Below are 19,831 nucleotides of genomic sequence, written 5' to 3' on the forward strand. Positions count from 1 at the left end.
ACCTTGGTGCTTTTAAGGCGGCCAGCCATCATGGGATTGTTCAGCGAATGGGGGTCCGTTATCGGGTGACCCGCGGCGGAGGCCGCTTGCTGGAGTCCAGCAATTGGAAAAATACCTCACCATCGCGAATCATGCCAAGTTCGTTACGAGCTCTTTCCTCTATGGCATCGCTGCCTTGCTTCAGGTCGCGCACTTCCGCGTCCAAAGCAGCGTTGCGGGCAATCAGCTTTTGGGTGATTGCCCGCTGTTCCTGCAGCTGCTTGTCCAGCTGCCAGACCCTGAACCAGCTGCCCTTGCCGAACCAGAGCGGCCATTGCAAGGCAAGGATTACGGACACCAGGGTCGCGGTCAGCCAGCGCATGCAATTACTTCAGGTGGTAGAAGGCCGCGCGGCCCGGGTAGTAGGCGGCGTCGCCCAGCTCTTCTTCGATGCGCAGCAGTTGGTTGTACTTGGCCATGCGGTCGGAGCGGGACAAGGAGCCAGTCTTGATCTGCATGCAGTTGGTGGCGACAGCCAGATCGGCGATGGTGCTGTCCTCGGTCTCGCCCGAGCGGTGACTCATAACGCAGGTATAGCGGGAACGCTTGGCCAGATCAACTGCTTTCAGAGTCTCGGACAGCGTGCCGATCTGATTTACCTTAACCAACAGCGAGTTGGCGACGCCCTTGGCGATGCCTTCGGCCAGGATTTTCGGGTTGGTGACGAAGACGTCGTCGCCCACGATCTGCACTTTCTGGCCCAGGCGGTCGGTCAGCAAGCTCCAGCCAGCCCAGTCTTGTTCGGCCATGCCGTCTTCGATGGAGATGATCGGGTACTTGTTGACCAGATTTTCCAGGTAGTCGGCGAACTCTTCCGAGCTCAGGGACAGTTTTTCGGCGGTCAGGTGGTACTTGCCGTCGCGGAAGAATTCCGAAGCGGCGCAGTCCAGCGCGATCATCACGTCCTGGCCGGCCACGTAGCCGGCGGCGTCCACGGCTTCCAGAATCAGCTTGATCGCGTCTTCATGGCTTTCCAGGTTCGGCGCGAAGCCGCCTTCGTCGCCAACCGTTGTGGCGTAGCCCTTCTTGTCACAGATCTTCTTCAGGTTGTGGAAGATCTCGGCGCCCATGCGCAGCGCTTCGCGGAAGGTTTGCGCGCCAACCGGAATGATCATGAATTCCTGGATATCCAGGGTGTTGTTGGCGTGTTCGCCGCCGTTGATGACGTTCATCATCGGCACCGGCAGGGCCATCGGGCCGGCGCCGCCCAGGTAGCGGTACAGCGGCAGGCCGGCGTCTTCGGCGGCGGCGCGGGCCACGGCCATGGAAACGGCCAGCATGGCGTTGGCGCCCAGGCGGGACTTGGTTTCGGTGCCGTCGAGTTCGATCAGGGTCTTGTCGATGAAGACTTGGTCGGCGGCGTCCAGGCCGATGATGGCTTCGCAGATTTCGGTATTGATATTGTCTACGGCTTTCAGCACGCCTTTGCCCAGGTAGCGGCTCTTGTCGCCATCACGCAATTCCAAGGCTTCGCGGGTGCCGGTGGAGGCGCCGGACGGCACGGCGGCGCGGCCCATTACGCCGGATTCCAGCAGGACGTCGGCTTCTACGGTCGGATTGCCGCGCGAATCCAGAATCTCACGAGCTACTACGTCAACGATCGAACTCATTGTCTTTCCCTTCATAGCTTTCAGTTGAACTTGCAGAGGCGGTCCGCCCGGCTTGCCGGACGGACTCTACCGGCTGTCTATTACAGCGAGTGCTCCAGCCAGGGATTTTGCTTGACCAAGCCATCCAGCGCCTTGAGCGTGGTCAGCAATTCCTTGATGCGGTGCAGCGGCCAGGCGATATGGCCGTCGCACAGCGCCCGATCGGGATCGGGGTGGGTCTCCAGATAGATGCCGGCGACGCCTGCCGATACGGCGGCGCGCGCCAGCACCGGCATGAAGCGGCGGGGATTCGCGTCGCCGGCCTGCAGGCCGGGCAATTGCGCCGAATGGCTGACATCGAACACTACCGGGCACGCGGTTTCCCGCATCACGGCCAGCGAGCGCATGTCGGCGATCAGATCATTGTAACCGAAGGAGGTGCCGCGCTCGCAGGCCAGGAAGACATCTTCCGGCAGGCTGGCTTCGCGGGCCGCCTCGCGCGCGCGCTGAATCACCTGCTGCATCTCGCCGGGCGCCATGAACGGCCCCTTCTTGATGTTGACCGGTTTGCCGCACTGCGCCACCGCGCGGATGAAGTCGGCCTGATGCGCCAGGAAGGCCGGCGTCTGCACCACGTCCACTACGCTGGCTACCTGCACCACTTCGTTCTCGGTGTGCACATCGGTGAGGATGGGCACGCCGATCTGGCGGCGCACACCCTCCAGGATGCGCAGGCCCTGGTCGATGCCAAAGCCGCGGAACACGCCGAGCGCGGGGCGGTTGGCCTTGTCGTAGCTCGACTTGTAGATGAACGGGATGTCCAGCGCGTCGGCGATCTCCTTCAGCCGGCCGGCGGTGTCCAGCGCCATCTGGGCGCTTTCCACCACGCTGGGGCCGGCGATCAGGAATAGCGGCCGGTCAAGGCCGACTTCGAATCCACACAGCTTCATCGGCTTCAGTTGCCCTGCTTGTCCGCCTGGTAAGCCAGGGCGGCCTTCACGTAGGCGATGAACAGCGGATGGCCGTCGCGCGGGGTGGAAGTGAACTCCGGATGGAACTGGCAGGCGAAGAACCAGCGATGGTTGGCCAGCTCGATGGTTTCCACCAGCTTTTCATGGCCGGACGAGCGGCCGCTGATGGTCAGGCCGGCTTGCTCCAGGCGCTGGATGTAGTAGTTGTTGACTTCATAGCGGTGGCGATGGCGTTCGACGATCTCGCTGTTGCCGTAGACGCGCGCGGCCAGGGAGCCCGGCGCCAGATCGCACTGCTGGCCGCCCAGGCGCATGGTGCCGCCCATATTCGAGTTTTCGTCGCGCTTCTCGATCTTGCCGTCGTGGTTGACCCACTCGTCGATCAGGGCCACCACCGGGAAGTTGGTGTCGAGGTCGAACTCGGTGGAGTTGGCGCCGGCCATGCCCGCCACGTCGCGCGCGTATTCGATCAACGCGATCTGCATGCCCAGGCAGATGCCCAGGTAGGGGATGTTGTTCTCGCGGGCGAACTTCACCGCCTTGATCTTGCCTTCCACGCCGCGCTTGCCAAAGCCGCCCGGCACCAGGATGGCGTCCATGTCCTTCAGCGATTCCGCGCCGTCGCGGTCGATTTCTTCCGAATCAACGTAGATGATGTTGACGTTGGTGCGGGTATGGATGCCGGCGTGCTTCAGCGCCTCGGTCAGCGATTTGTACGATTCGGTCAGATCGACGTACTTGCCCACCATGGCGATATTGATGCTGTGGTCCGGATGCTGGATGGCGTCGATGATGCCTTCCCAGACCGACAGGTCGGCCTTGGGCAGGTCCAGTTGCAGCTGTTCGGCGATGATGTCGTCGATGCCTTGAGCGTGCAGCATGCCCGGCACCTTGTAGATGGAATCGGAGTCGTAACAGCCGATCACCGCGTTCTCTTCCACATTGCAGAACAGGGCGATCTTGCGCTTTTCGTCTTCCGGCAGCTCGCGGTCCATGCGGCACAGCAGGATGTCAGGCTGGATGCCGATTTCGCGCAGCTCCTTCACCGAGTGCTGGGTCGGCTTGGTCTTGATTTCGCCGGCGGTGGCGATGTAGGGCACGTAGGACAGGTGCACGTACAGGGTGTTCTTGCGGCCGTGGTTGGAGCGCATCTGGCGGATGGCTTCCAGGAAGGGCAGCGATTCGATGTCGCCGACGGTGCCGCCGATCTCGACAATGGCGACGTCGGCATCAGCCGCGCCTTCGCCCATCTTCAGCTTGATTTCGTCGGTGATGTGCGGGATGACTTGCACGGTGCCGCCCAGGTAGTCGCCGCGGCGTTCCTTGGTGATGACCGATTCGTACACTTGGCCGGTGGTGAAGTTGTTGCTCTTCTTCATCTTGGCGTGGATGAAGCGCTCGTAGTGGCCGAGGTCAAGGTCGGTTTCCGCGCCGTCTTCGGTGACGAACACCTCGCCGTGCTGGAAGGGGCTCATGGTGCCCGGATCGACATTGATATACGGATCGAGCTTCAGCATGGTGACTTTCAGCCCGCGGGATTCGAGGATGGCGGCGATGGACGCAGCGGCAATGCCCTTACCCAGGGAGGACACCACGCCACCGGTTACGAAGATGTACTTGGTCATGAGATTACGGCTCTGTGGGAATCCGGGATTTTACCCTGAAATCGTGCGAAGTTGAATCACTTGCTGCATCGAGTTGCAGCAAGGGCTCGGCGAAGAATGCAACACTCACTATAGACGTCCGACAATAAAGCTCGCGCAGTTGTGGCGAATCCGTTACAATGCCCGCCGACTGTTTCATTACGAGAGCGCGCCCGTCCTGCGTCGGGTGCGCGTTCCGCTTGAATTACTGGCTTTTTCTATGTTATAAAGCCAGCTTTTACCGGTTTTGGGAGTTTAACCATGGCGCGAGTTTGCAAAGTCACCGGCAAGCGTCCGATGACCGGGAACAACGTTTCCCACGCCAACAACAAGACTAAACGTCGTTTCCTGCCGAACCTGCAATATCGCAAGTTCTGGGTAGAGAGCGAAAACCGCTGGGTACGTCTGCGCGTATCCAACGCCGCACTGCGCACCATCGACAAGGTGGGCATCGATGTAGTGCTGGCTGATCTGCGCGCTCGCGGCGAGATCTAAGCGGTCAACCAGATAAGGCACAGAGGTATACATCATGCGCGATAAGATCAAGCTGGAATCCACTGCTGGTACCGGCCACTTCTACACCACCACCAAGAACAAGCGCACCATGCCGGAAAAAATGGAGATCAAGAAATTTGATCCCGTTGCCCGCAAGCATGTTCTGTACAAGGAAACCAAGCTGAAATAAGCTTGCTTCCTGGTTGTTTGAAGAGCCCTTCTCTGGTGCACGGAGAAGGGTTTTTTATTTTCACCTATGCATTTGCTGATGGGTGCGCTGCACAGCAAAAGGCCAGTCGATAGACTGGCCTTTTGTTTTGGCTATTGATATCGGCGCGGCGCGTTTCAGTTGGCGGCTTGGCGGAATACCTTGCGCGCCAACAGCAGGTCTTGCCAGGCCTTGGCCTTGTCCGGTTGATTGCGCAGCAGGTAGGCGGGGTGGTAGCTGACTACCAGCGGCACGCCCTGATAGCGGTGCGTCTTGCCGCGCAGGCGGCCGATGGAGTCCGCCGTTTCCAACAGGGTTTGCGCGGCGAAGCGGCCCAGCGCCACGATCAGCGTCGGCTGGATGTGATGGATTTGCTGCAACAGATAGCCGTTGCAAGCGGCGATCTCATCCGGCGCCGGATTGCGGTTGCCAGGCGGGCGGCATTTCAGCACGTTGGCGATATAGACATCCTGTTCCCGGTCCAGGCCGGCTGCGGCCAGCATATTATCCAGCAACTGGCCGGCGCGGCCGACGAAGGGCTGGCCTTGTTTGTCCTCGTTTTCGCCCGGCGCCTCGCCGATCAGCATCCAGCGCGCTTGCGGATTGCCGCGGCCGAATACCGTTTGCGTGCGGGTTTCGCACAGGCGGCAGCGCTGGCAATCGGCCACTTCGCGTTGCAGTTGCGGCCACTCCAATCGCGGCAGCTCGATGCGGGTTTCGGCGATGGGTGCGTCTGGTAGCGGAGTGGGGTGTGCTGCCGGCTCCGTCGCATGGCCGGCGACAGCTGCGGCGTCGAGGCTTGGACTGTCGTTGACGGCGGCGACCGCCGCCGCGACGGATGGCGAGGCGATTTCCTCCGCGGCATTGGCGGCCGCGGCGCGCATCTCTTGCCGTTGCATTTGGGCGGGATGGCGCTCGAACCAGCCGTCACGCGGCAGCCAGGCCGGACCCAGGCCCATTTCTTGTTGCAACTGGCTGGCGCGGCTCACAGTGTGGCTTCCATCAGGATGGCGTGTTCTCTGCCTGGGTTGGCTGGATAGTAGTTCTTGCGCAGCCCGCATTGGTGGAAGCCGCAGCGCTGGTAGAGTTTGCGCGCGACGGTATTGCTTTCCCTGACTTCCAGGAACAGCCGCCGGCAGCAGTCGTCGCGCAGATCCTGCAGCATGGCTTGCATAAGCTGGATGCCCAAGCCCTGGCCTTGCTGCTCGCGCGCGACAACGATATTGAGAATCTCCGCCTCGTCCAGCACGCGCATGATCAGGGCGAAGCCTTGCAGCGCGTCCTGCTCGTCGAACAGGCCATAGCACGGGTAGCCGGCTTCCAAGCTGTCGCGGTACAGCCCCACCCGCCATGGATGCGGAGTGGCCTGCTGTTCCAGATCGGCCAGCAGCTGCGGATTGTCCGGCGTGAAGCGGCGTACGCGGCTCATCGTTGGCGCGCCTGTTGCTGTTCCGCCGAGGTTAGCGCCACCTTGTTGCGCACATAGAGCAATTCGGCGTCGCGCGGATGAGTGGCCGGGTAGCGGCCGCTCTCGGCCAGCTTGATGTAGGCCGATGCGTGGGGGCGCACCGGGCCGGCATGCGGCAGCCGGGCGCGCGCATCGGCCAGCAACTGCGGATAGTTGTCGAAGCCATCGCCGGCCAGCAGGGTGGTGCCATCCAGCGGCTGCACATCCTCGGGAGAGGCCACGCGGATGGGGCTTAGCCTTTCCCAGTTCGGGCCGGTTCGATAGTGCGCGCTGTACACCTGTTGCATGCGGGCGTCGAAGCAAACCAGCACCTGGCCCTCGCCAGCCTGGTAAGCCAGGTTGTCCAGCGTGGGAATGGCAATCACCGGCAGGTCGGCGGAGTAGGCCAGGCCCTGGGCGATGCCGCATGCGATGCGCAGGCCGGTGAAGGCGCCGGGGCCTTGGCCGAATACGATGCCGTCCAGTTCGGACAGCGAGCATCCTGCGGCGGCGAGCAATTTCGAGACCTCCGGCAGCGTGCGCTCGGCATGCTTTTGCTCCACGCATTGGTGGAAGATCAGCATGTCGTCGTCCTGGCTCAAGGCCAGCGACAGATAGGTGGTGGAGGTGTCTAGAGCTAACAGTTTCATCGGGCTTGCTACAACCTTGCAGGGTTGAGAATTATAAGCCCAGTTCCTCTACCCAGGCGAGCGCGGATATATGGGCTTCGTTCAATTGTTCGGAAGAGAGGCCTAGTTGCTCGCATAATTGCGGCACGCCATCCAGTTGTCCATCCTCGCAGGCTCGCGCCAGGCGCAGGTAGTGGCTCATCGAGCCGCGGTCGTGCAGCAGCGCGTCGGATACCGGCACGGGCAGCTGCAGATGTTCGATGATCTTGTCCATCGGCATGTCGAACAACACATCCAGCAGGCTGAACAGGCCGACGATGAACAGGTTGTCGTTGACGTCATGCCGCTCGCCCAGCGCGATGCCCAGCAGCTCCATGAAGCGGCCGCGGGTGACCGCGGTTTTTTGCAGCGCCGGCGGCGCGTGGTTGTCGTCGGAAGCGGTGACCAGCAGCAGCGTCAGCCAGCGGTACAGTTTTTGGTAGCCCAGCACGGTGACGGCTTGGGAAAACGAACTGATGGCGGTATTGAGCCCGGCGGCTGCGGAATTGACATAGCGCAGCAGCTTGTAAGACAGCGCCACGTCCCGCTTCAGGACCTGCTCGATGTCGCGGATGTCGGCGTCCATGCGCAACAGGTTCAGCAGTTCCAGCGTGTTGCTGAATGCCGGATGGATGACTTTGGCCTCCAGGGTCTCCGGCTTGGCGAAGTAATAGCCCTGGAAGCCGTCCATGCCCAATTCCTTGCATAGGTGAAATTGGGCGTGGGTTTCCACCCGTTCCGCGATGCGGATCAGCGGATAGCTGCGCAAGCGCGCCGCCTGCATCTGAAAACGGGTGGCGTCCTGGTTCTGTATGTCCAGCTTGACGTAGTTGGCCAGCTCCAGGAAGGCCGCTGCCGGGGATTCGAAGCTGAAGTCGTCCAGCGCGATGCCGAAGCCCATCGAACGCAGATGGCGCGCGCGCGATAACAGCTCGTTGCTGGGCGCGGTGCGCGGCGACAGGTCGAGGATGATGCGGCGCGGCGGCAGCAGCTCCAGAAACTCGCTGTTGAGCATCGCCTCGCCGACATTGATGAAAGCCAGCTTGTTGCCGATCAGCCAGCTGGTTCCCATATTGTTCAGCGTATTGACCAGCACGTCGGTGTCGGCTTGCAGCTCGCTATGCTTGCCGACGCCGACAGCATCGCTGCTGGGACGAAAAAGCAGCTCATAACCTATGAGCTGCTGATTGCGGTTGAGAACCGGTTGCCGTCCTATGTAGGCGGTGTTTGGGGTCATCATTGCACCTTAGCGTTAGGTGGCAATCATATCCGTCGTCCGTACCCCTGCGTTGCTGCCTTCGCTGGAGGCCAGCAAGTCTTCCATATCCAGCACCAGCACCACGGAGCCGTCGCCGGACAGCGTTGCGCCGGCCACGCCCTTGGGGCGGATGTTCTGCAGCGGCTTGATCACTACGTCGTCGCGGCCGACGAAAGAGTCGATCGCCAGGATGAAGGATTTTTCGGCCGACTGCATCAGCACGCCAAAATACGGTTTTTGCGTCGGTTCCCAGCCCAGCAGTCCGGCCAGGGTCTTCAGCGGCAGGATTTCGTCGCGCACCACGATGGTGGGGCGGCCCGAAACTTCCTGGATGGCGCTGCCGTCGATGGTGATGATTTCCCGCACCATCGCCAGCGGCACGGCGAACGGTTGATTGCAGGCGCGCACCACCAGCACCGGCAGGATGGCGAGGGTCAGCGGCAGCGAGATGCTGATGCGAGTGCCTTCGCCGCCTACCGAGTTGATGTCGATGCGGCCGTTCAGTTTTTGAATATTGGTGCGAACCACGTCCATGCCGACGCCGCGGCCGGACACGCTGGAAATCTGATCCTTGGTGGAGAAGCCTGGCAGGAAGATCAGCTGCAGGCATTGCTTCTCGTCCAGCGAGTTGGCGGTTTCGGTGTCGATCAAGCCTTTCTCGATGGCTTTGCGGCGCAAGGCGTCGGGATTCATGCCCTTGCCGTCATCGGTGATCTCGATCAGGATGTGGTCGCCGACTTGTTCGGCGGTCAATTGCACCAGTGCCTGCGGCTTCTTGCCGGCGGCGATGCGTTCCTCCGGCGATTCGATGCCGTGATCGACCGCGTTGCGGACCAAGTGGACCAAGGGATCGTTCAGATCCTCGATCATGGTCTTGTCGAGCTCGGTTTCCTCGCCGGACAGCACCAGCTCCACTTCCTTGCCCAGTTGGCGGGCCAGGTCGCGCGCCAAGCGGGGATATTTCTGGAACAGGCGGCCGATCGGCTGCATGCGGGTTTTCATCACCGCGTTTTGCAGGTCGCCGACCAGAAGGTCCAGTTGACTGATCGCCTCATCCAGCGAGCGCAGGGTATTGGTGTCGCGATTGCCTTGCAGGATCTCGGTGCGCAGCGTGGTCAGCCGGTTCTTGGTCAGGCCGATTTCGCCGGACAGGTTCAGCACCATGTCCAAACGCACGGTATCGATGCGGATGGTGTTTTCCTGCGGGCCGCTGGCAACGGGGCCGCTGCTGGATGGTTTGGCCGGGGCCGGCTTGGCCGGGGCTGGCGGGGCCGATGTCGCCGCGGCCGGCTCTGCCTTGGGCGCCGGTGCCGGGGCGGGCGCAGGAGGGGCGGCATGCTGCGGCGCCGCGGCAGCCGGCGCGGCCGCAGGGGCCACGGCCTGATACAGCTGATTCCAGTCCGGCCCGCTGCCGGCAGGTGCCGCTGCAGGTTCGGCAGTTGGCGCGGCGGCTGCCGGCGCAGCTTCCGCCACCAGCGGTTCGCCGGCGAGCGCGGCGTCCAGCGCAGCCAAGGTGTGCGGATCGGCGTCGCCCGGCATCAGCCCCTGTCCCAAGGTGCCGAACATGTCGCGAACGATGCCGGTGGCGTCCAGAATGACGTCCATCACCTCGGGGGTGATGTGCATCTCGCCATTGCGCAGCTTGTCGAACAGGTTTTCCGTGCGATGGCACAGATTGACCATGGGAATGACGTTGAGGAAGCCGGCGCCGCCCTTGATGGTGTGGAAGCCGCGGAAAATGTCATTCAGCAGAGCCTTATCTTCCGGGCGCTTTTCCAGTTCGACCAGTTTATTGTCCACATCGGACAGGAGGTCGGTGGACTCCATCAGAAAGTCCTGAAGCAACTCTTCCATGCCGCCAAATTCGCTCATTTTTCCACCCCACGCGTCATCGTGCGTTGTCTTGCTTGCGTATCTTCAGTTAGAAGCCCAGGCTTTCCAGCAGATCGTCGACCTGCTGCTGGCTGGTGACCACATCGGTTTTGCCTTCCGGATTGATGACCGGACCGTTGAGCAGGCTGGTGTTCAGCTCGCCCTTCTTCTCGTCCGGGGAGAATTCAATCAGGAAGTTGACCAGCTCGGTTTCCAGAATCTTGACCATGCCCATCATCTTTTTGATGACCTGGCCGGTCAAATCCTGAAAGTCCTGCGCCATCACAATCTCAAGCAACTGGGTATTGGTTGCCTGGGTTTGATTCGGCACATCCTTCAGATAGCGTTGCGTTTCCTCGGCCAGCGCTTTGAACTCTTCCACGCTGAGCAGATTGGCGTACAGTTTTTCCCAGCGCGCGCTGAGCGCCAGGGCCTGACTCTCCAGGCTGTCCTGAAGCGGCTTGGCGATGTCGGTGGCATTGAGCACCCGTTCCGCCGAGTTTTCCGTCAGCGTGGCGATGTACGCCAGCCGGTCTTTGGCGTCCGGAATGGTTTCCGCCACTTTTTCCAGCGATTTGTCGTAGCCTAGATCGCGCAAGGCGTCGTGCATTTTGCGGGTCATCTGCCCAATGTGTTCGTACATTGTCGAGGGATTGCTTTCACTTGAGAACAGTTTGGGGCTGCTCTCTTGGCCGGCCGGTGCGGCGGCCGGCGCTTCTTCCTGCGCGTGCTGCTGTTGTGCGACGCTGTCAAACAGGGCTTCGAGCTCTGGCGAGTCTCCATTCTCCAAAGTATGGTCCGGCACTTTCAATCCTCCTCAATGCAGATGCGGGCAGTCTTGTGCAATGCTCAGGCTGGCTTGTTCATGTTCTGGAAGATCTTGTTCATTTTTTCTTCCATGGTCGCAGCGGTGAAGGGTTTCACAATGTAGCCGCTGGCGCCGGCCATTGCTGCCTCGATGATGTTTTCCCGTTTAGCCTCGGCGGTGATCATCATGAATGGGAGGTGCTTCAGCTGGGGGTCCGCTCTGACTGCCTTGAGCAGCTCAATGCCCGTCATATTGGGCATGTTCCAGTCGGAGACGACGAAGTCGAAGCTCTGGGTTTTCAGCTTGTGCAACGCCACCTGGCCGTCTTCGGCCTCGTCGACGTTGGTGAAACCCAACTCTTTCAACAGGTTGCGAACGATTCTTCGCATAGTGGAGAAGTCATCCACGACCAGAAATCGCATATTCTTGTCTGACATCGAGGTATATCCTGAATTATCTATGTTCCATCAAGGCGCACATTGTAGCGACTACCTTTGCAGGAATGGAATCAAAGTTTCTGCCAGCACGCCCGGATCAAACTTGGCGACATAAGAATCCACGCCGACGCTGGAACCCATCGCCCGGTTGGCGTTGGACGACAGCGAAGAGTGCATGATCACCGGAATGCCTTTGAAACGCTGGTCGGATTTGATCAGCTTGGTCAATACATAGCCGTCCATTTCCGGCATTTCTGCGTCGACCAAAATGATTTTCAGATAATCGTGCAGGCATTCGCCTTCGGCCCAGTTGCGGCCTGCGAGCACCTGCAGCCGGTCCCAAGCCTCCCGGCCGTTGGTTGCCTGCTGGAATTTGATCCCCATTTTCTCCAGCACGCCGGTGATCTCCTTGCGGGCCACCACCGAGTCGTCGACGAAGAAAATGTATTGATCGACTTCCAGCTGCGCGGAAGGGACATCCGGCAAACGGGGTTCGCCGACGACGCTGGCCAGAATTTGTTCGACGTCAAGAATCGAGACCAGCTTGCCGTTTTCCAGCTCCGTGACCGCCGTGATCAGGTTTTGATTGGTGCCTGCGGCCGCCATGATGTTTTCCGGCGCCCGTACCTTGTCCCAGTCGACGCGGATGATGCGGTCGACCGAGTCCACCAGAAAAGCTTGGGTGCTCTTGTTGAACTCGGTGACGATCATGGTGTCGAACTTGCTTTCGGTGTTGTGGCCAATAAACTTGGCCAGCGATATCACCGGAATGATGTTGCCGCGCAAGGACAGCACGCCTTCGACGCCAAACGGCATATTGGGCGTCTTGGTGATGGCAGGCGTCTGCGAGACTTCGCGCACCTTGAACACGTTGATGCCGAATGTTTCCCGCGTTCCCAAAGAGAACAGCAAGATCTCCATCTTGTTGGAGCCGGCCAGTTTGGTCCTGGCGTCCACACTGGCAAGCAAGGAGGCGTCGGTGCTAGGCATGTCTTAATCCCTATCCCTTGAAAATCTTGAAGAAGACCGCGGTCTAGTCCATCGGTTCCAGTTTGAGCATCTGGCGCAACTTGCTCGCCAGTTTCTGCGGCTCGAACTTGGAGACGTAGGAATCGACACCGACGGATTCGCCGAGCTTCTGGTTCGATGAACCGGACAGCGACGAGTGCATCAGCACCGGAATGCCAGCAAAGCGCGGGTCGCTTTTGATCATCTTCGTCAGCATATAGCCGTCCATCTCCGGCATTTCCACATCGGTGAGGACGAGATGCAGCTCGTCGGACAGCTTGCGGCCGGCCGCTTCGGCCTGTTGGGCCATTTTCTGCAGATCTTCCCAGCCGCGCATGCCGTTGATGGCGTAGGTATAGCGTATATTCATCGCTTCCAGCGTGCGTTCGATCTGCTTGCGCGCCACCGCGCTGTCGTCGGCGAAGAAAATCCGGCGGTCTTCCTTGACCGGCTCGATATTGATGAAGCTGTGGCCGTCATCGATCACGCTGGTTTCAGCCAGCACTTTCTCCACATCCATCATCATCACCAAGGCGCCGTTTTCCAGCTCCGTGACAGCCGTCACCAAGCCGGCCATGCGGTTGGTGATCATGTCCGGCGGCACGCGCATAGCGGACCAGTCCAGGCGCAGAATGGTGTCGACCGCCTCGACCAGGAAGCCCTGAGTGTGGCCGTTGTACTCGGTCACAATCATGATCTCTGGGCGGTTGCTGGTGACGATGCCTGCGTACTTGGCCAGATCGATCACCGGAACCAGCGAGCCGCGCAGGCTGACCATGCCTTCCACCGAGGACGGCATTTCCGGCGCGGAGGTGATTTCCGGGGTGCGCATCACTTCGCGCACCTTGAATACATTGATGCCGAACACTTCTTTGCGTCCGGTACGCTGATCATGCCCCAAGGAGAAAAGCAGGATTTCCAGCTTGTTGGTGCCGGCCAGTTTGGTTCTGGCGTCGATTTTTTTGAGAAGCTCTGACACAGAAACCTCCGCAGCATCTTTTGGAATGGCGCACTACTTCCCTTTATACGCCCAGATATGAGTTTTTCCCGGTTTTTTTTGCTTGCGGCCGCTTCTGCCGCGTGTTGGCTCACCGTAGACTGGCCATTATCATACCGTTTAAGTGTTTTTTACAAATGACAGTGAGGCGATGCCTACCATGGTTTCAAGCTTGAAGGATCAACAGCAGTTGGAGGCGGCGTTTGAGCAGTTCAACGCCGTGTCCGGTCAACTCATTGATGCATATAAACAACTTGAGGCCCAGGTCAACGTTTTGAATGCTCAACTGGACGAGGCCAACAACCAGTTGCGAAAACAGCGAGACGAGAATGCCGCGCTGGCGGAACGCTTGGGTTTGCTGTTGAAAGTCTTGCCGGCGGGAGTGGTGGAGTTGTCTCCCTCCGGAGAGGTGATCGCTCAGAATCTGGCGGCTGAATCCTTGCTAAGCGGTTGTTATATCGGCGAATGCTGGGATGCGGTGTTGGAAAAACTGCAGCGCAGCGAATTGGATGATACCTACGCCTTGTCGTCGGATGGCCAAGGTGGCCGCCTGACCTTGCAATATCAGGATTTGCCGGCGTCGGGTGGCCGAATTGTGCTTATTCACGATGTTTCGCGCCTGCATCAGTTGACCAGCGAACTGGCCCGGCAGCAAAAGCTGGCTTCCATGGGCAGCATGGCGGCTTCTTTGGCCCATCAGCTGCGCACCCCCTTGGCCAGCGCCATGCTGTATACCGCGAACCTGAAGCAGGATTTGCCGAGACCCGAGGATAGGGCGCGTTTCGTCGACAAGAGCCTGGCCAGAATGCGGGCTCTGGAAGGTTTGATACAGAATATGCTGAGCTTTGTCAGGGGGCAGGTTTCGTCGCTTGAGCCGTTGGATGTCTCGGCATTGCTGGATGACGTTTGCGCAATCATGCTGCCGCAATGTCATGACAAAAGTGTGCATTTCGATTGCCATCCGCCCGCGGTTTCTGCCATAACTGTCTTGGCGGATCGAAAGGCCTTGCAGGGCGCATTGATCAACTTGCTGGAAAACGCCTTGCAGTACACGCCGGCTGGCGGGTTGGTGGGGGTGCGGGTGGAGGCGGGGGAGTGGGAAGTGGTTTTCCAGGTGGTGGACAGTGGTCCCGGCGTCGACCCTGCGGTGCAGGACAGGATTTTCGAGCCTTTTTTCACCTCGCGCCCTGGCGGTACCGGCCTCGGCTTGGCTATCGTGAAGAAAGTGGCGGAAGAGCTGGGCGGCGATGTCAGGTGTTGCAACAAGGAGGCGCATGGCGCCTGTTTTGAATTGAAATTACCGCGGGCCGGATAAGCGGCCGTTAAGTTTGTCAGCGAATCAATCAGGGATAGAACAGGGGCAGCGATGAGACCGATTGTTAGAGTCGAGGGGAATGTCGGCACGATGATGCTGATTGGTCAGTTTGACTTCAATCTGCACAAGGATTTCCGCCAGGCCAGCCAGGAGCTGTTGGATAACGCCGCGGTGCAGGAAATACGCGTCGATTTCGACCAGGTGCCGTTTCTGGACAGTTCTGCGTTGGGCATGCTGCTGTTGCTCAAGGAGCGCGCGGCGTCGCAGAAGAAGAGCATGGTGCTGGTGAACTGCCACGAGGCGGTGCTGCAGGTATTCGAGATCGCCTGTTTCAACAAGATGTTTACGATTCGCCCGGCCGGTTGAGGGCGGCTCCGGCCTCTTTGGCGGTGACCGGGGCCGCGCCGTAATCGACTGGGTGCCGCCAGCTTTTCGGGGAGGCAAGGGGGAGGCGCTTAGCGTTCCAGATATTGCAGCTTATCCTTCACCGCCGCCCAGTCTGCATGATCCGGCAACGGGTCGACGCGGTTGACGATGCTGGGCCAGTTCTTCGCCAATTCAGCATTCAGCTTGATGAAGGCCGCTTGGTCCTTGGGTAAATCGTCCTCCGGATAGATCGCGCCGACTGGGCATTCCGCCACGCACAGCGAGCAGTCTATGCACTCGCCCGGGTCTATCGCCAGGAAATTGGGGCCTTCGCGGAAGCAGTCAACCGGGCAGACTTCCACGCAGTCGGTGTATTTGCATTTGATACAGGCTTCGGTTACAACGTAGGCCATTCTTGTTTCCTTCTTAAGCTGGCGCGTGATTGTAGGGATAATCGTATTTTAGCGAGAAATTCCCCGCCAAGCGCTCCTGCCGTCCGTTTCAGATGTCCATAGCCACTTACCGGGGCCGTTTCGCGCCCAGTCCAACCGGCCTGCTGCATGCGGGCTCGCTCAGCACCGCCGTCGGCAGTTATCTGGAGGCGCGCTGTCGCGGCGGCCAGTGGCTGCTGCGCATGGAGGACTTGGACCCGCCGCGCGAGGTGCCCGGCGCAGCCGCGGATATTTTGCGCACGCTGGAGGCTTTTGGCTTCGAGTGGGATGGCGAGGTGGTCTATCAGAGCCGGCGCCACGATCTATACAGAGATGCCTTGCGGCAATTGATCACCTCCGGCCATGCCTATGCCTGCTGTTGCACGCGCAAGGAGATCGCAGCCGCGGCGCAACGCGGGCTGGATGGCTATGTCTACCCCGGCACCTGCCGCAATGGCTGTCCGGACGGCCGCGCAGGCCGCGCCTGGCGGCTGCGGGTGACGCCGGGCGAGAGCGTCGTCCGCGATAGGCTGCAGGGCGAGCATCGGCAGAATCTGGCGCGCGACATCGGCGACTTCGTGCTGCTGCGCGCCGACGGCTTCTGGGCTTACCAGCTGGCGGTGGTGGTGGACGATGCCGAACAGGGCGTCACCGATATCGTCCGCGGCGCCGATCTGCTGGTGTCCACTCCGCGTCAACTGGCGGTATACGCCGCCCTGGGTTTGCCCGCGCCTACCTACTGCCACCTGCCGGTCTTGACCAATGAGGCTGGCGAGAAGTTGTCCAAACAAACGCTGGCGCCGGCGATTTCCGGCGCCGATGCCGCGCGGCAGCTGCGCGCCGCCTTGACCCTGCTGGGGCATGCGCCGCCTGCCGAGTGCGGCGATCTGGCTGAGCTGTGGCGCTGGGCCTTGGCCAGTTGGTCGCTGGCCAGCGTGCCACGCGGCCCCTTGCGCTTGCGCGTCGGCTCACTTCCTGGCGTCGGCTTGGCATGACTTGCGCGGCATGCCGGTTTTTGTGAAAAAAAATCGGTAATGCGACATGTTTTTGCATCCAATCTGTGTTCTAATGCGGCCTTTTTTTCGGCGCGACGCCATTTCCGCCGCCGCCTGAGGCGCTGTCTTCGTCTATGTTGAAGTCATGACGCCCGGCGGTTGGCCGTGAGTCCGCCTGTTCCACGCATGCGCCACGCCTATGGCTGATCGGCTGCGCGCCATGCTTTCGTTCGCGATGGAGAATCAGGTTTGAGCGAAAACAGTTCCCCTCCCAAAAAAGGCTCGCTTGGAGTCTGGATGTGCACCGCGCTGGTGGTGGGCAATATGATAGGTTCCGGCGTGTTCCTGCTGCCGGCCTCCTTGGCGCCGTTCGGCGGCATTTCTTTGCTTGGTTGGCTGATCACGGCTGGCGGCGCCATCTGTCTGGCGCTGGTGTTCGCTCGCCTGTCAGCCATCCTGCCGCGCGAAGGCGGACCATATGCTTATATTCATGCCGGCTTTGGCGATTTTGCCGGGTTCTGGATCGCCTGGGGATACTGGATCGCATTGTGGGCAGGCAATGCCGCGCTGGCGGTGGCGGCCACCAGTTATATGCAGGTGTTCTTTCCTGTTCTCGGCCATAACGACCTTTTGGCTGGCGTTTTCGCCATCAGCCTGATCTGGATCGTTACCTGGATCAACAGTCGCGGCGCGCGCAGTTCGGGCGTGGTGGCGGTGGTGACCACCTTGCTCAAGCTGCTTCCGCTGGCGGCCGTCACCTTCATCGGTTTTTTCCATCTGAATACCGACAATCTGGTGTTTAATCCTCACCAAAAGCCATTGTTGTCCTCCCTGTCGGCGACCATGGCGTTGACACTTTGGGCTTTCCTCGGCCTGGAGTCGGCCTCGGTGCCGGCCGGCGATGTCGATCGTCCGGAGAAGACCATTCCGCGCGCCACCGTCATCGGCACCTTGCTTGCTACCGTGCTGTACATTCTGTCCACAATATCGCTGATGGGCTTGATGCCGTCCGATGTGCTGGCGGCGTCGCAGGCGCCGTTTGCCGATGCGGCCCGGTTGATGTGGGGGGATTGGGGCTACTGGCTGGTCGGTTTCGGCGCCGTGGTGTCCTGCTTCGGCGCGCTCAACGGCTGGAGCCTGATGCAGGCTCACGTGCCGGCCGCGGCGGCTAAGGACGGTTTGTTTCCGCGTCGTTTCAACCAGCGCAATGCGGCAGGCGTGCCGATTTTTGGCCTGCTGCTGTCCAGCGCCTTGGTTACTATCCTGATGGCGATGAAATATGCCGGCGGCGACAGCGGAGTGAAGATTTTCGAGTTCATCATCCTGCTGGCCACCGCTACCACCTTGCTGCCATACGCGTTCTGCTCAATGGCGCTGATCGCCATCATGTTGATGCGCGGCAAAGCGTTTTCGCCGCGCGATTACGTGGCGCCGGGCTTCTTTGCCGGCATCGGTTTCTTGTATTCCTTGTGGGCGCTTTACGGCTCCGGCGCGGAGATCGTGATGTGGGGCATGCTATTGTTGCTGCTCGGCTTGCCGATTTATGTCTGGCAGTTGAAAGAGCGCCACGCCGCCGATTGAGCGGCGGAGGCGGGGCAAATCAAAGCGCAGCGCGAAAGCCTGCGCTTTTTTCGTTTACGAATGATTTCTGCTGATAAAAATGTGCGCTTATTTTCTTTGAGAAACATTTATTCAGACTGTTCGGCATCGAAATAAACTCGGCTTGCCAAGCCGGGGAGATGCCTACCATAATCGGCGAGTCATACAGGAGAGAGCGGCACCCGCGGCCGCCGCCGAAGGCGCAAGCGCACCCGCAAATCGCTCAGGCAAAAGGACTGTATCATCGAGTCGGCCGCCGCCGGCTTGCGCAATCTGGAGAGCGGCGCCCGCGCGGCGTCCACCGAAGGGGCTAACGGCTTATCCGGCCGGAAAATCTCAGGTGCAGGGACAGAGGGGTGTGGTTGATGAGGCTATCCACACTATTCTCGAAGGAACCGCGCCATGACGGCCCCGAAACGTACTCCGCTGTTTGAAGCCCATATCGCCGCCGGCGCCAAGATGGTCGATTTCGCCGGTTGGGAAATGCCCATCCATTACGGTTCCCAGCTGAAAGAGCACGAAATCGTCCGCGCCGATGCCGGCATGTTCGACGTCTCCCACATGACGGTGATCGACATCACCGGTTCCGATGCCAAGGCCTGGCTGCAAAAACTGATCGCCAACGACGTGGCCAAGCTCGGTTTCGAGGGCAAGGCGTTGTATTCCGGCATGCTGACCCCGGAAGGCACCGTCGTCGACGACCTGATCGTCTACCTCACTGCCTACGGCTACCGCATGGTGGTCAACGCCGGAACCACCGAAAAAGACCTGGCCTGGATGGAAAGCCAGAAAGCCGGCTTCGACGTGGCGCTGAAGGTGCGCCGCGACCTGGCGATGCTGGCGGTGCAAGGCCCCAAGGCCATTGAAAAAGTCTGTTCCATCAAGCCGGAGCTGGCCGAGGCCATCCGCGCGCTGAAAGTGTTCCAGGGCTTGCCGCAGGGCGAATGGTTCTACGCCCGCACTGGCTATACCGGCGAGGATGGCCTGGAAATCATGGTTCCCGCCGACGAAGCCGTTTCCTTCTTCGAACAACTGCAAGCTGTCGGCGTCGCGCCCATCGGCCTGGGCGCGCGCGATACCCTGCGCCTGGAAGCCGGCATGAACCTGTACGGCCACGACATGGACGAGACCGTGTCGCCGCTGGAGGCCGGCATGGGGTGGACCATCGCCTGGGAGCCGGTCGAGCGCAAATTCAACGGTCGCGAGGCGCTGGAAGCGCAAAAAGCTGCCGGCGTGAAGATGAAGCAGGTGGGTCTGGTGCTGGAAGGCCGCGGCGTGCTGCGCGAAGGCCAGAAGGTTCTGGTGGAAGGGGTGGGCGAAGGCGTGATCACCAGCGGCACTTTCTCGCCGACGCTGAAGCACTCCATCGCCATCGCCCGCGTGCCGGCCGCCACCGGCGCTGCCGCCCAAGTAGATCTGCGCGGCACGCTGACCGATGTGCGCGTGGTGAAGATGCCCTTCGTGCGCAATGGCAAGAAAGTATTCGAATAATCGGGCAGCGTCCTTGCGACGACTGCCGTCACCATTGATCCGATCTTAAGCTGGAGAACTTCAAGATGAGCAATATCCCCGCCGAACTCAAATACGTCGAGAGCCACGAATGGCTGCGCCTGGAGGCCGATGGCTCCGTGACCGTGGGCATCACCGCCCACGCGCAGGAACTGTTGGGCGACATCGTTTTCGTC

Annotated in this window: 22 protein-coding genes and 2 riboswitches; of the genes, 8 read left to right on the forward strand and 14 right to left on the reverse strand. The window is 60.5% G+C overall.

Features of this window, described 5'->3' with window-relative positions; translation table 11 throughout:
• Positions 1-58: 58 nt before the first annotated feature.
• From ftsB to BI343_RS06490, 4 genes are all read right to left on the reverse strand, one after another.
• Positions 59-361 carry a cell division protein FtsB gene (gene ftsB / locus BI343_RS06475; RefSeq protein WP_043620961.1) on the reverse strand — a complete coding sequence of 101 codons (303 nt, stop codon included), beginning with the start codon at positions 359-361 and terminating at the stop codon, positions 59-61.
• Positions 362-365: 4 nt separating this feature from the next.
• Positions 366-1,649: a phosphopyruvate hydratase gene (eno, locus tag BI343_RS06480; protein ID WP_043620958.1), complete on the reverse strand. Its 1,284-nt coding sequence runs from the start codon at positions 1,647-1,649 to the stop codon at positions 366-368.
• 80 nt (positions 1,650-1,729) lie between these two features.
• On the reverse strand, positions 1,730-2,578 hold the full coding sequence (kdsA, locus tag BI343_RS06485; RefSeq protein WP_071109113.1) for a 3-deoxy-8-phosphooctulonate synthase: 849 nt from the start codon (positions 2,576-2,578) through the stop codon (positions 1,730-1,732).
• A gap of 5 nt (positions 2,579-2,583) precedes the next feature.
• A complete protein-coding gene (locus BI343_RS06490) occupies positions 2,584-4,224 on the reverse strand; it encodes a CTP synthase (protein WP_071109114.1) in 1,641 nt (546 codons plus the stop codon).
• Positions 4,225-4,503: 279 nt separating this feature from the next.
• Here BI343_RS06490 and rpmB point away from each other — a divergent pair, with 279 nt between their 5' ends.
• Both rpmB and rpmG read left to right on the forward strand, forming a co-directional pair.
• Positions 4,504-4,737 carry a 50S ribosomal protein L28 gene (gene rpmB / locus BI343_RS06495; RefSeq protein ID WP_011137003.1) on the forward strand — a complete coding sequence of 78 codons (234 nt, stop codon included), beginning with the start codon at positions 4,504-4,506 and terminating at the stop codon, positions 4,735-4,737.
• Positions 4,738-4,771: 34 nt separating this feature from the next.
• On the forward strand, positions 4,772-4,927 hold the full coding sequence (rpmG, locus tag BI343_RS06500; RefSeq protein ID WP_017506994.1) for a 50S ribosomal protein L33: 156 nt from the start codon (positions 4,772-4,774) through the stop codon (positions 4,925-4,927).
• Positions 4,928-5,082: 155 nt separating this feature from the next.
• Here the strand turns inward: rpmG and BI343_RS06505 are convergent, their stop codons facing one another.
• The 9 genes from BI343_RS06505 to BI343_RS06545 all read right to left on the reverse strand — a co-directional run bounded on the left by BI343_RS06505 (position 5,083) and on the right by BI343_RS06545 (position 13,422).
• A complete protein-coding gene (locus BI343_RS06505) occupies positions 5,083-5,934 on the reverse strand; it encodes a uracil-DNA glycosylase (protein WP_071109115.1) in 852 nt (283 codons plus the stop codon).
• A complete protein-coding gene (gene rimI / locus BI343_RS06510) occupies positions 5,931-6,374 on the reverse strand; it encodes a ribosomal protein S18-alanine N-acetyltransferase (protein WP_071109116.1) in 444 nt (147 codons plus the stop codon). The genes BI343_RS06505 and rimI overlap by 4 nt, the downstream gene beginning before the upstream one ends.
• On the reverse strand, positions 6,371-7,042 hold the full coding sequence (gene tsaB / locus BI343_RS06515) for a tRNA (adenosine(37)-N6)-threonylcarbamoyltransferase complex dimerization subunit type 1 TsaB (RefSeq protein WP_043620933.1): 672 nt from the start codon (positions 7,040-7,042) through the stop codon (positions 6,371-6,373). Before tsaB ends, rimI begins: the two co-directional genes overlap by 4 nt.
• A gap of 31 nt (positions 7,043-7,073) precedes the next feature.
• Positions 7,074-8,297: an EAL and HDOD domain-containing protein gene (locus tag BI343_RS06520; protein WP_043621014.1), complete on the reverse strand. Its 1,224-nt coding sequence runs from the start codon at positions 8,295-8,297 to the stop codon at positions 7,074-7,076.
• 15 nt (positions 8,298-8,312) lie between these two features.
• The gene (locus BI343_RS06525) at positions 8,313-10,190 is read right to left on the reverse strand and encodes a chemotaxis protein CheA (protein WP_071109117.1); all 1,878 of its coding nucleotides are present in this window, start codon (positions 10,188-10,190) and stop codon (positions 8,313-8,315) included.
• A gap of 49 nt (positions 10,191-10,239) precedes the next feature.
• Positions 10,240-10,863 carry a protein phosphatase CheZ gene (gene cheZ, locus BI343_RS06530; RefSeq protein WP_280513321.1) on the reverse strand — a complete coding sequence of 208 codons (624 nt, stop codon included), beginning with the start codon at positions 10,861-10,863 and terminating at the stop codon, positions 10,240-10,242.
• Between the two features lie 176 nt (positions 10,864-11,039).
• Complete coding sequence (gene cheY / locus BI343_RS06535; protein ID WP_011136995.1) at positions 11,040-11,435, reverse strand: chemotaxis response regulator CheY; 396 nt, start codon at positions 11,433-11,435, stop codon at positions 11,040-11,042.
• A gap of 51 nt (positions 11,436-11,486) precedes the next feature.
• On the reverse strand, positions 11,487-12,425 hold the full coding sequence (locus BI343_RS06540; RefSeq protein WP_043620931.1) for a chemotaxis protein: 939 nt from the start codon (positions 12,423-12,425) through the stop codon (positions 11,487-11,489).
• Between the two features lie 43 nt (positions 12,426-12,468).
• Positions 12,469-13,422 (reverse strand): chemotaxis protein, encoded by a 954-nt coding sequence (locus BI343_RS06545; RefSeq protein ID WP_043620928.1) that lies wholly within the window; start codon positions 13,420-13,422, stop codon positions 12,469-12,471.
• 178 nt (positions 13,423-13,600) lie between these two features.
• Here BI343_RS06545 and BI343_RS06550 point away from each other — a divergent pair, with 178 nt between their 5' ends.
• Both BI343_RS06550 and BI343_RS06555 read left to right on the forward strand, forming a co-directional pair.
• Entirely contained in the window at positions 13,601-14,755 is a 1,155-nt protein-coding gene (locus tag BI343_RS06550) for a sensor histidine kinase (RefSeq protein ID WP_244886590.1), read from the forward strand.
• A 51-nt stretch (positions 14,756-14,806) separates the two neighbouring features.
• Complete coding sequence (locus tag BI343_RS06555; protein ID WP_043620920.1) at positions 14,807-15,121, forward strand: STAS domain-containing protein; 315 nt, start codon at positions 14,807-14,809, stop codon at positions 15,119-15,121.
• A gap of 89 nt (positions 15,122-15,210) precedes the next feature.
• On the opposite strand, the gene fdxA is transcribed toward BI343_RS06555, so the two are convergent.
• Entirely contained in the window at positions 15,211-15,534 is a 324-nt protein-coding gene (gene fdxA, locus BI343_RS06560) for a ferredoxin FdxA (RefSeq protein WP_071109119.1), read from the reverse strand.
• 92 nt (positions 15,535-15,626) lie between these two features.
• Here fdxA and gluQRS point away from each other — a divergent pair, with 92 nt between their 5' ends.
• The 4 genes from gluQRS to BI343_RS06580 all read left to right on the forward strand — a co-directional run.
• Positions 15,627-16,547 carry a tRNA glutamyl-Q(34) synthetase GluQRS gene (gene gluQRS, locus BI343_RS06565; RefSeq protein ID WP_071109120.1) on the forward strand — a complete coding sequence of 307 codons (921 nt, stop codon included), beginning with the start codon at positions 15,627-15,629 and terminating at the stop codon, positions 16,545-16,547.
• Between the two features lie 297 nt (positions 16,548-16,844).
• Positions 16,845-18,128, forward strand: coding sequence for an amino acid permease (locus BI343_RS06570; RefSeq protein WP_052246599.1), 1,284 nt, complete (start codon positions 16,845-16,847; stop codon positions 18,126-18,128).
• A 174-nt stretch (positions 18,129-18,302) separates the two neighbouring features.
• Positions 18,303-18,395: riboswitch (glycine riboswitch) on the forward strand.
• 14 nt (positions 18,396-18,409) lie between these two features.
• Positions 18,410-18,508: riboswitch (glycine riboswitch) on the forward strand.
• 40 nt (positions 18,509-18,548) lie between these two features.
• On the forward strand, positions 18,549-19,637 hold the full coding sequence (gcvT, locus tag BI343_RS06575) for a glycine cleavage system aminomethyltransferase GcvT (RefSeq protein WP_071109121.1): 1,089 nt from the start codon (positions 18,549-18,551) through the stop codon (positions 19,635-19,637).
• A 65-nt stretch (positions 19,638-19,702) separates the two neighbouring features.
• Positions 19,703-19,831 (forward strand): glycine cleavage system protein H (locus tag BI343_RS06580; protein ID WP_422614102.1); only part of this gene is annotated, 129 nt, incomplete at its 3' end.

Source organism: Chromobacterium amazonense, assembly GCF_001855565.1.
GTDB classification, from domain to species: domain Bacteria; phylum Pseudomonadota; class Gammaproteobacteria; order Burkholderiales; family Chromobacteriaceae; genus Chromobacterium; species Chromobacterium amazonense.

Coding starts and splice junctions, on each gene's coding strand:
- ftsB (WP_043620961.1), bottom strand. CDS start 361: ATGCGCTGGCTGACCGCGACCCTGGTGTCCGTAATCCTTGCCTTGCAA.
- eno (WP_043620958.1), bottom strand. CDS start 1,649: ATGAGTTCGATCGTTGACGTAGTAGCTCGTGAGATTCTGGATTCGCGC.
- kdsA (WP_071109113.1), bottom strand. CDS start 2,578: ATGAAGCTGTGTGGATTCGAAGTCGGCCTTGACCGGCCGCTATTCCTG.
- BI343_RS06490 (WP_071109114.1), bottom strand. CDS start 4,224: ATGACCAAGTACATCTTCGTAACCGGTGGCGTGGTGTCCTCCCTGGGT.
- rpmB (WP_011137003.1), top strand. CDS start 4,504: ATGGCGCGAGTTTGCAAAGTCACCGGCAAGCGTCCGATGACCGGGAAC.
- rpmG (WP_017506994.1), top strand. CDS start 4,772: ATGCGCGATAAGATCAAGCTGGAATCCACTGCTGGTACCGGCCACTTC.
- rimI (WP_071109116.1), bottom strand. CDS start 6,374: ATGAGCCGCGTACGCCGCTTCACGCCGGACAATCCGCAGCTGCTGGCC.
- tsaB (WP_043620933.1), bottom strand. CDS start 7,042: ATGAAACTGTTAGCTCTAGACACCTCCACCACCTATCTGTCGCTGGCC.
- BI343_RS06520 (WP_043621014.1), bottom strand. CDS start 8,297: ATGACCCCAAACACCGCCTACATAGGACGGCAACCGGTTCTCAACCGC.
- BI343_RS06525 (WP_071109117.1), bottom strand. CDS start 10,190: ATGAGCGAATTTGGCGGCATGGAAGAGTTGCTTCAGGACTTTCTGATG.
- cheY (WP_011136995.1), bottom strand. CDS start 11,435: ATGTCAGACAAGAATATGCGATTTCTGGTCGTGGATGACTTCTCCACT.
- BI343_RS06540 (WP_043620931.1), bottom strand. CDS start 12,425: ATGCCTAGCACCGACGCCTCCTTGCTTGCCAGTGTGGACGCCAGGACC.
- BI343_RS06550 (WP_244886590.1), top strand. CDS start 13,601: ATGGTTTCAAGCTTGAAGGATCAACAGCAGTTGGAGGCGGCGTTTGAG.
- BI343_RS06555 (WP_043620920.1), top strand. CDS start 14,807: ATGAGACCGATTGTTAGAGTCGAGGGGAATGTCGGCACGATGATGCTG.
- fdxA (WP_071109119.1), bottom strand. CDS start 15,534: ATGGCCTACGTTGTAACCGAAGCCTGTATCAAATGCAAATACACCGAC.
- gluQRS (WP_071109120.1), top strand. CDS start 15,627: ATGTCCATAGCCACTTACCGGGGCCGTTTCGCGCCCAGTCCAACCGGC.
- BI343_RS06570 (WP_052246599.1), top strand. CDS start 16,845: ATGTGCACCGCGCTGGTGGTGGGCAATATGATAGGTTCCGGCGTGTTC.
- gcvT (WP_071109121.1), top strand. CDS start 18,549: ATGACGGCCCCGAAACGTACTCCGCTGTTTGAAGCCCATATCGCCGCC.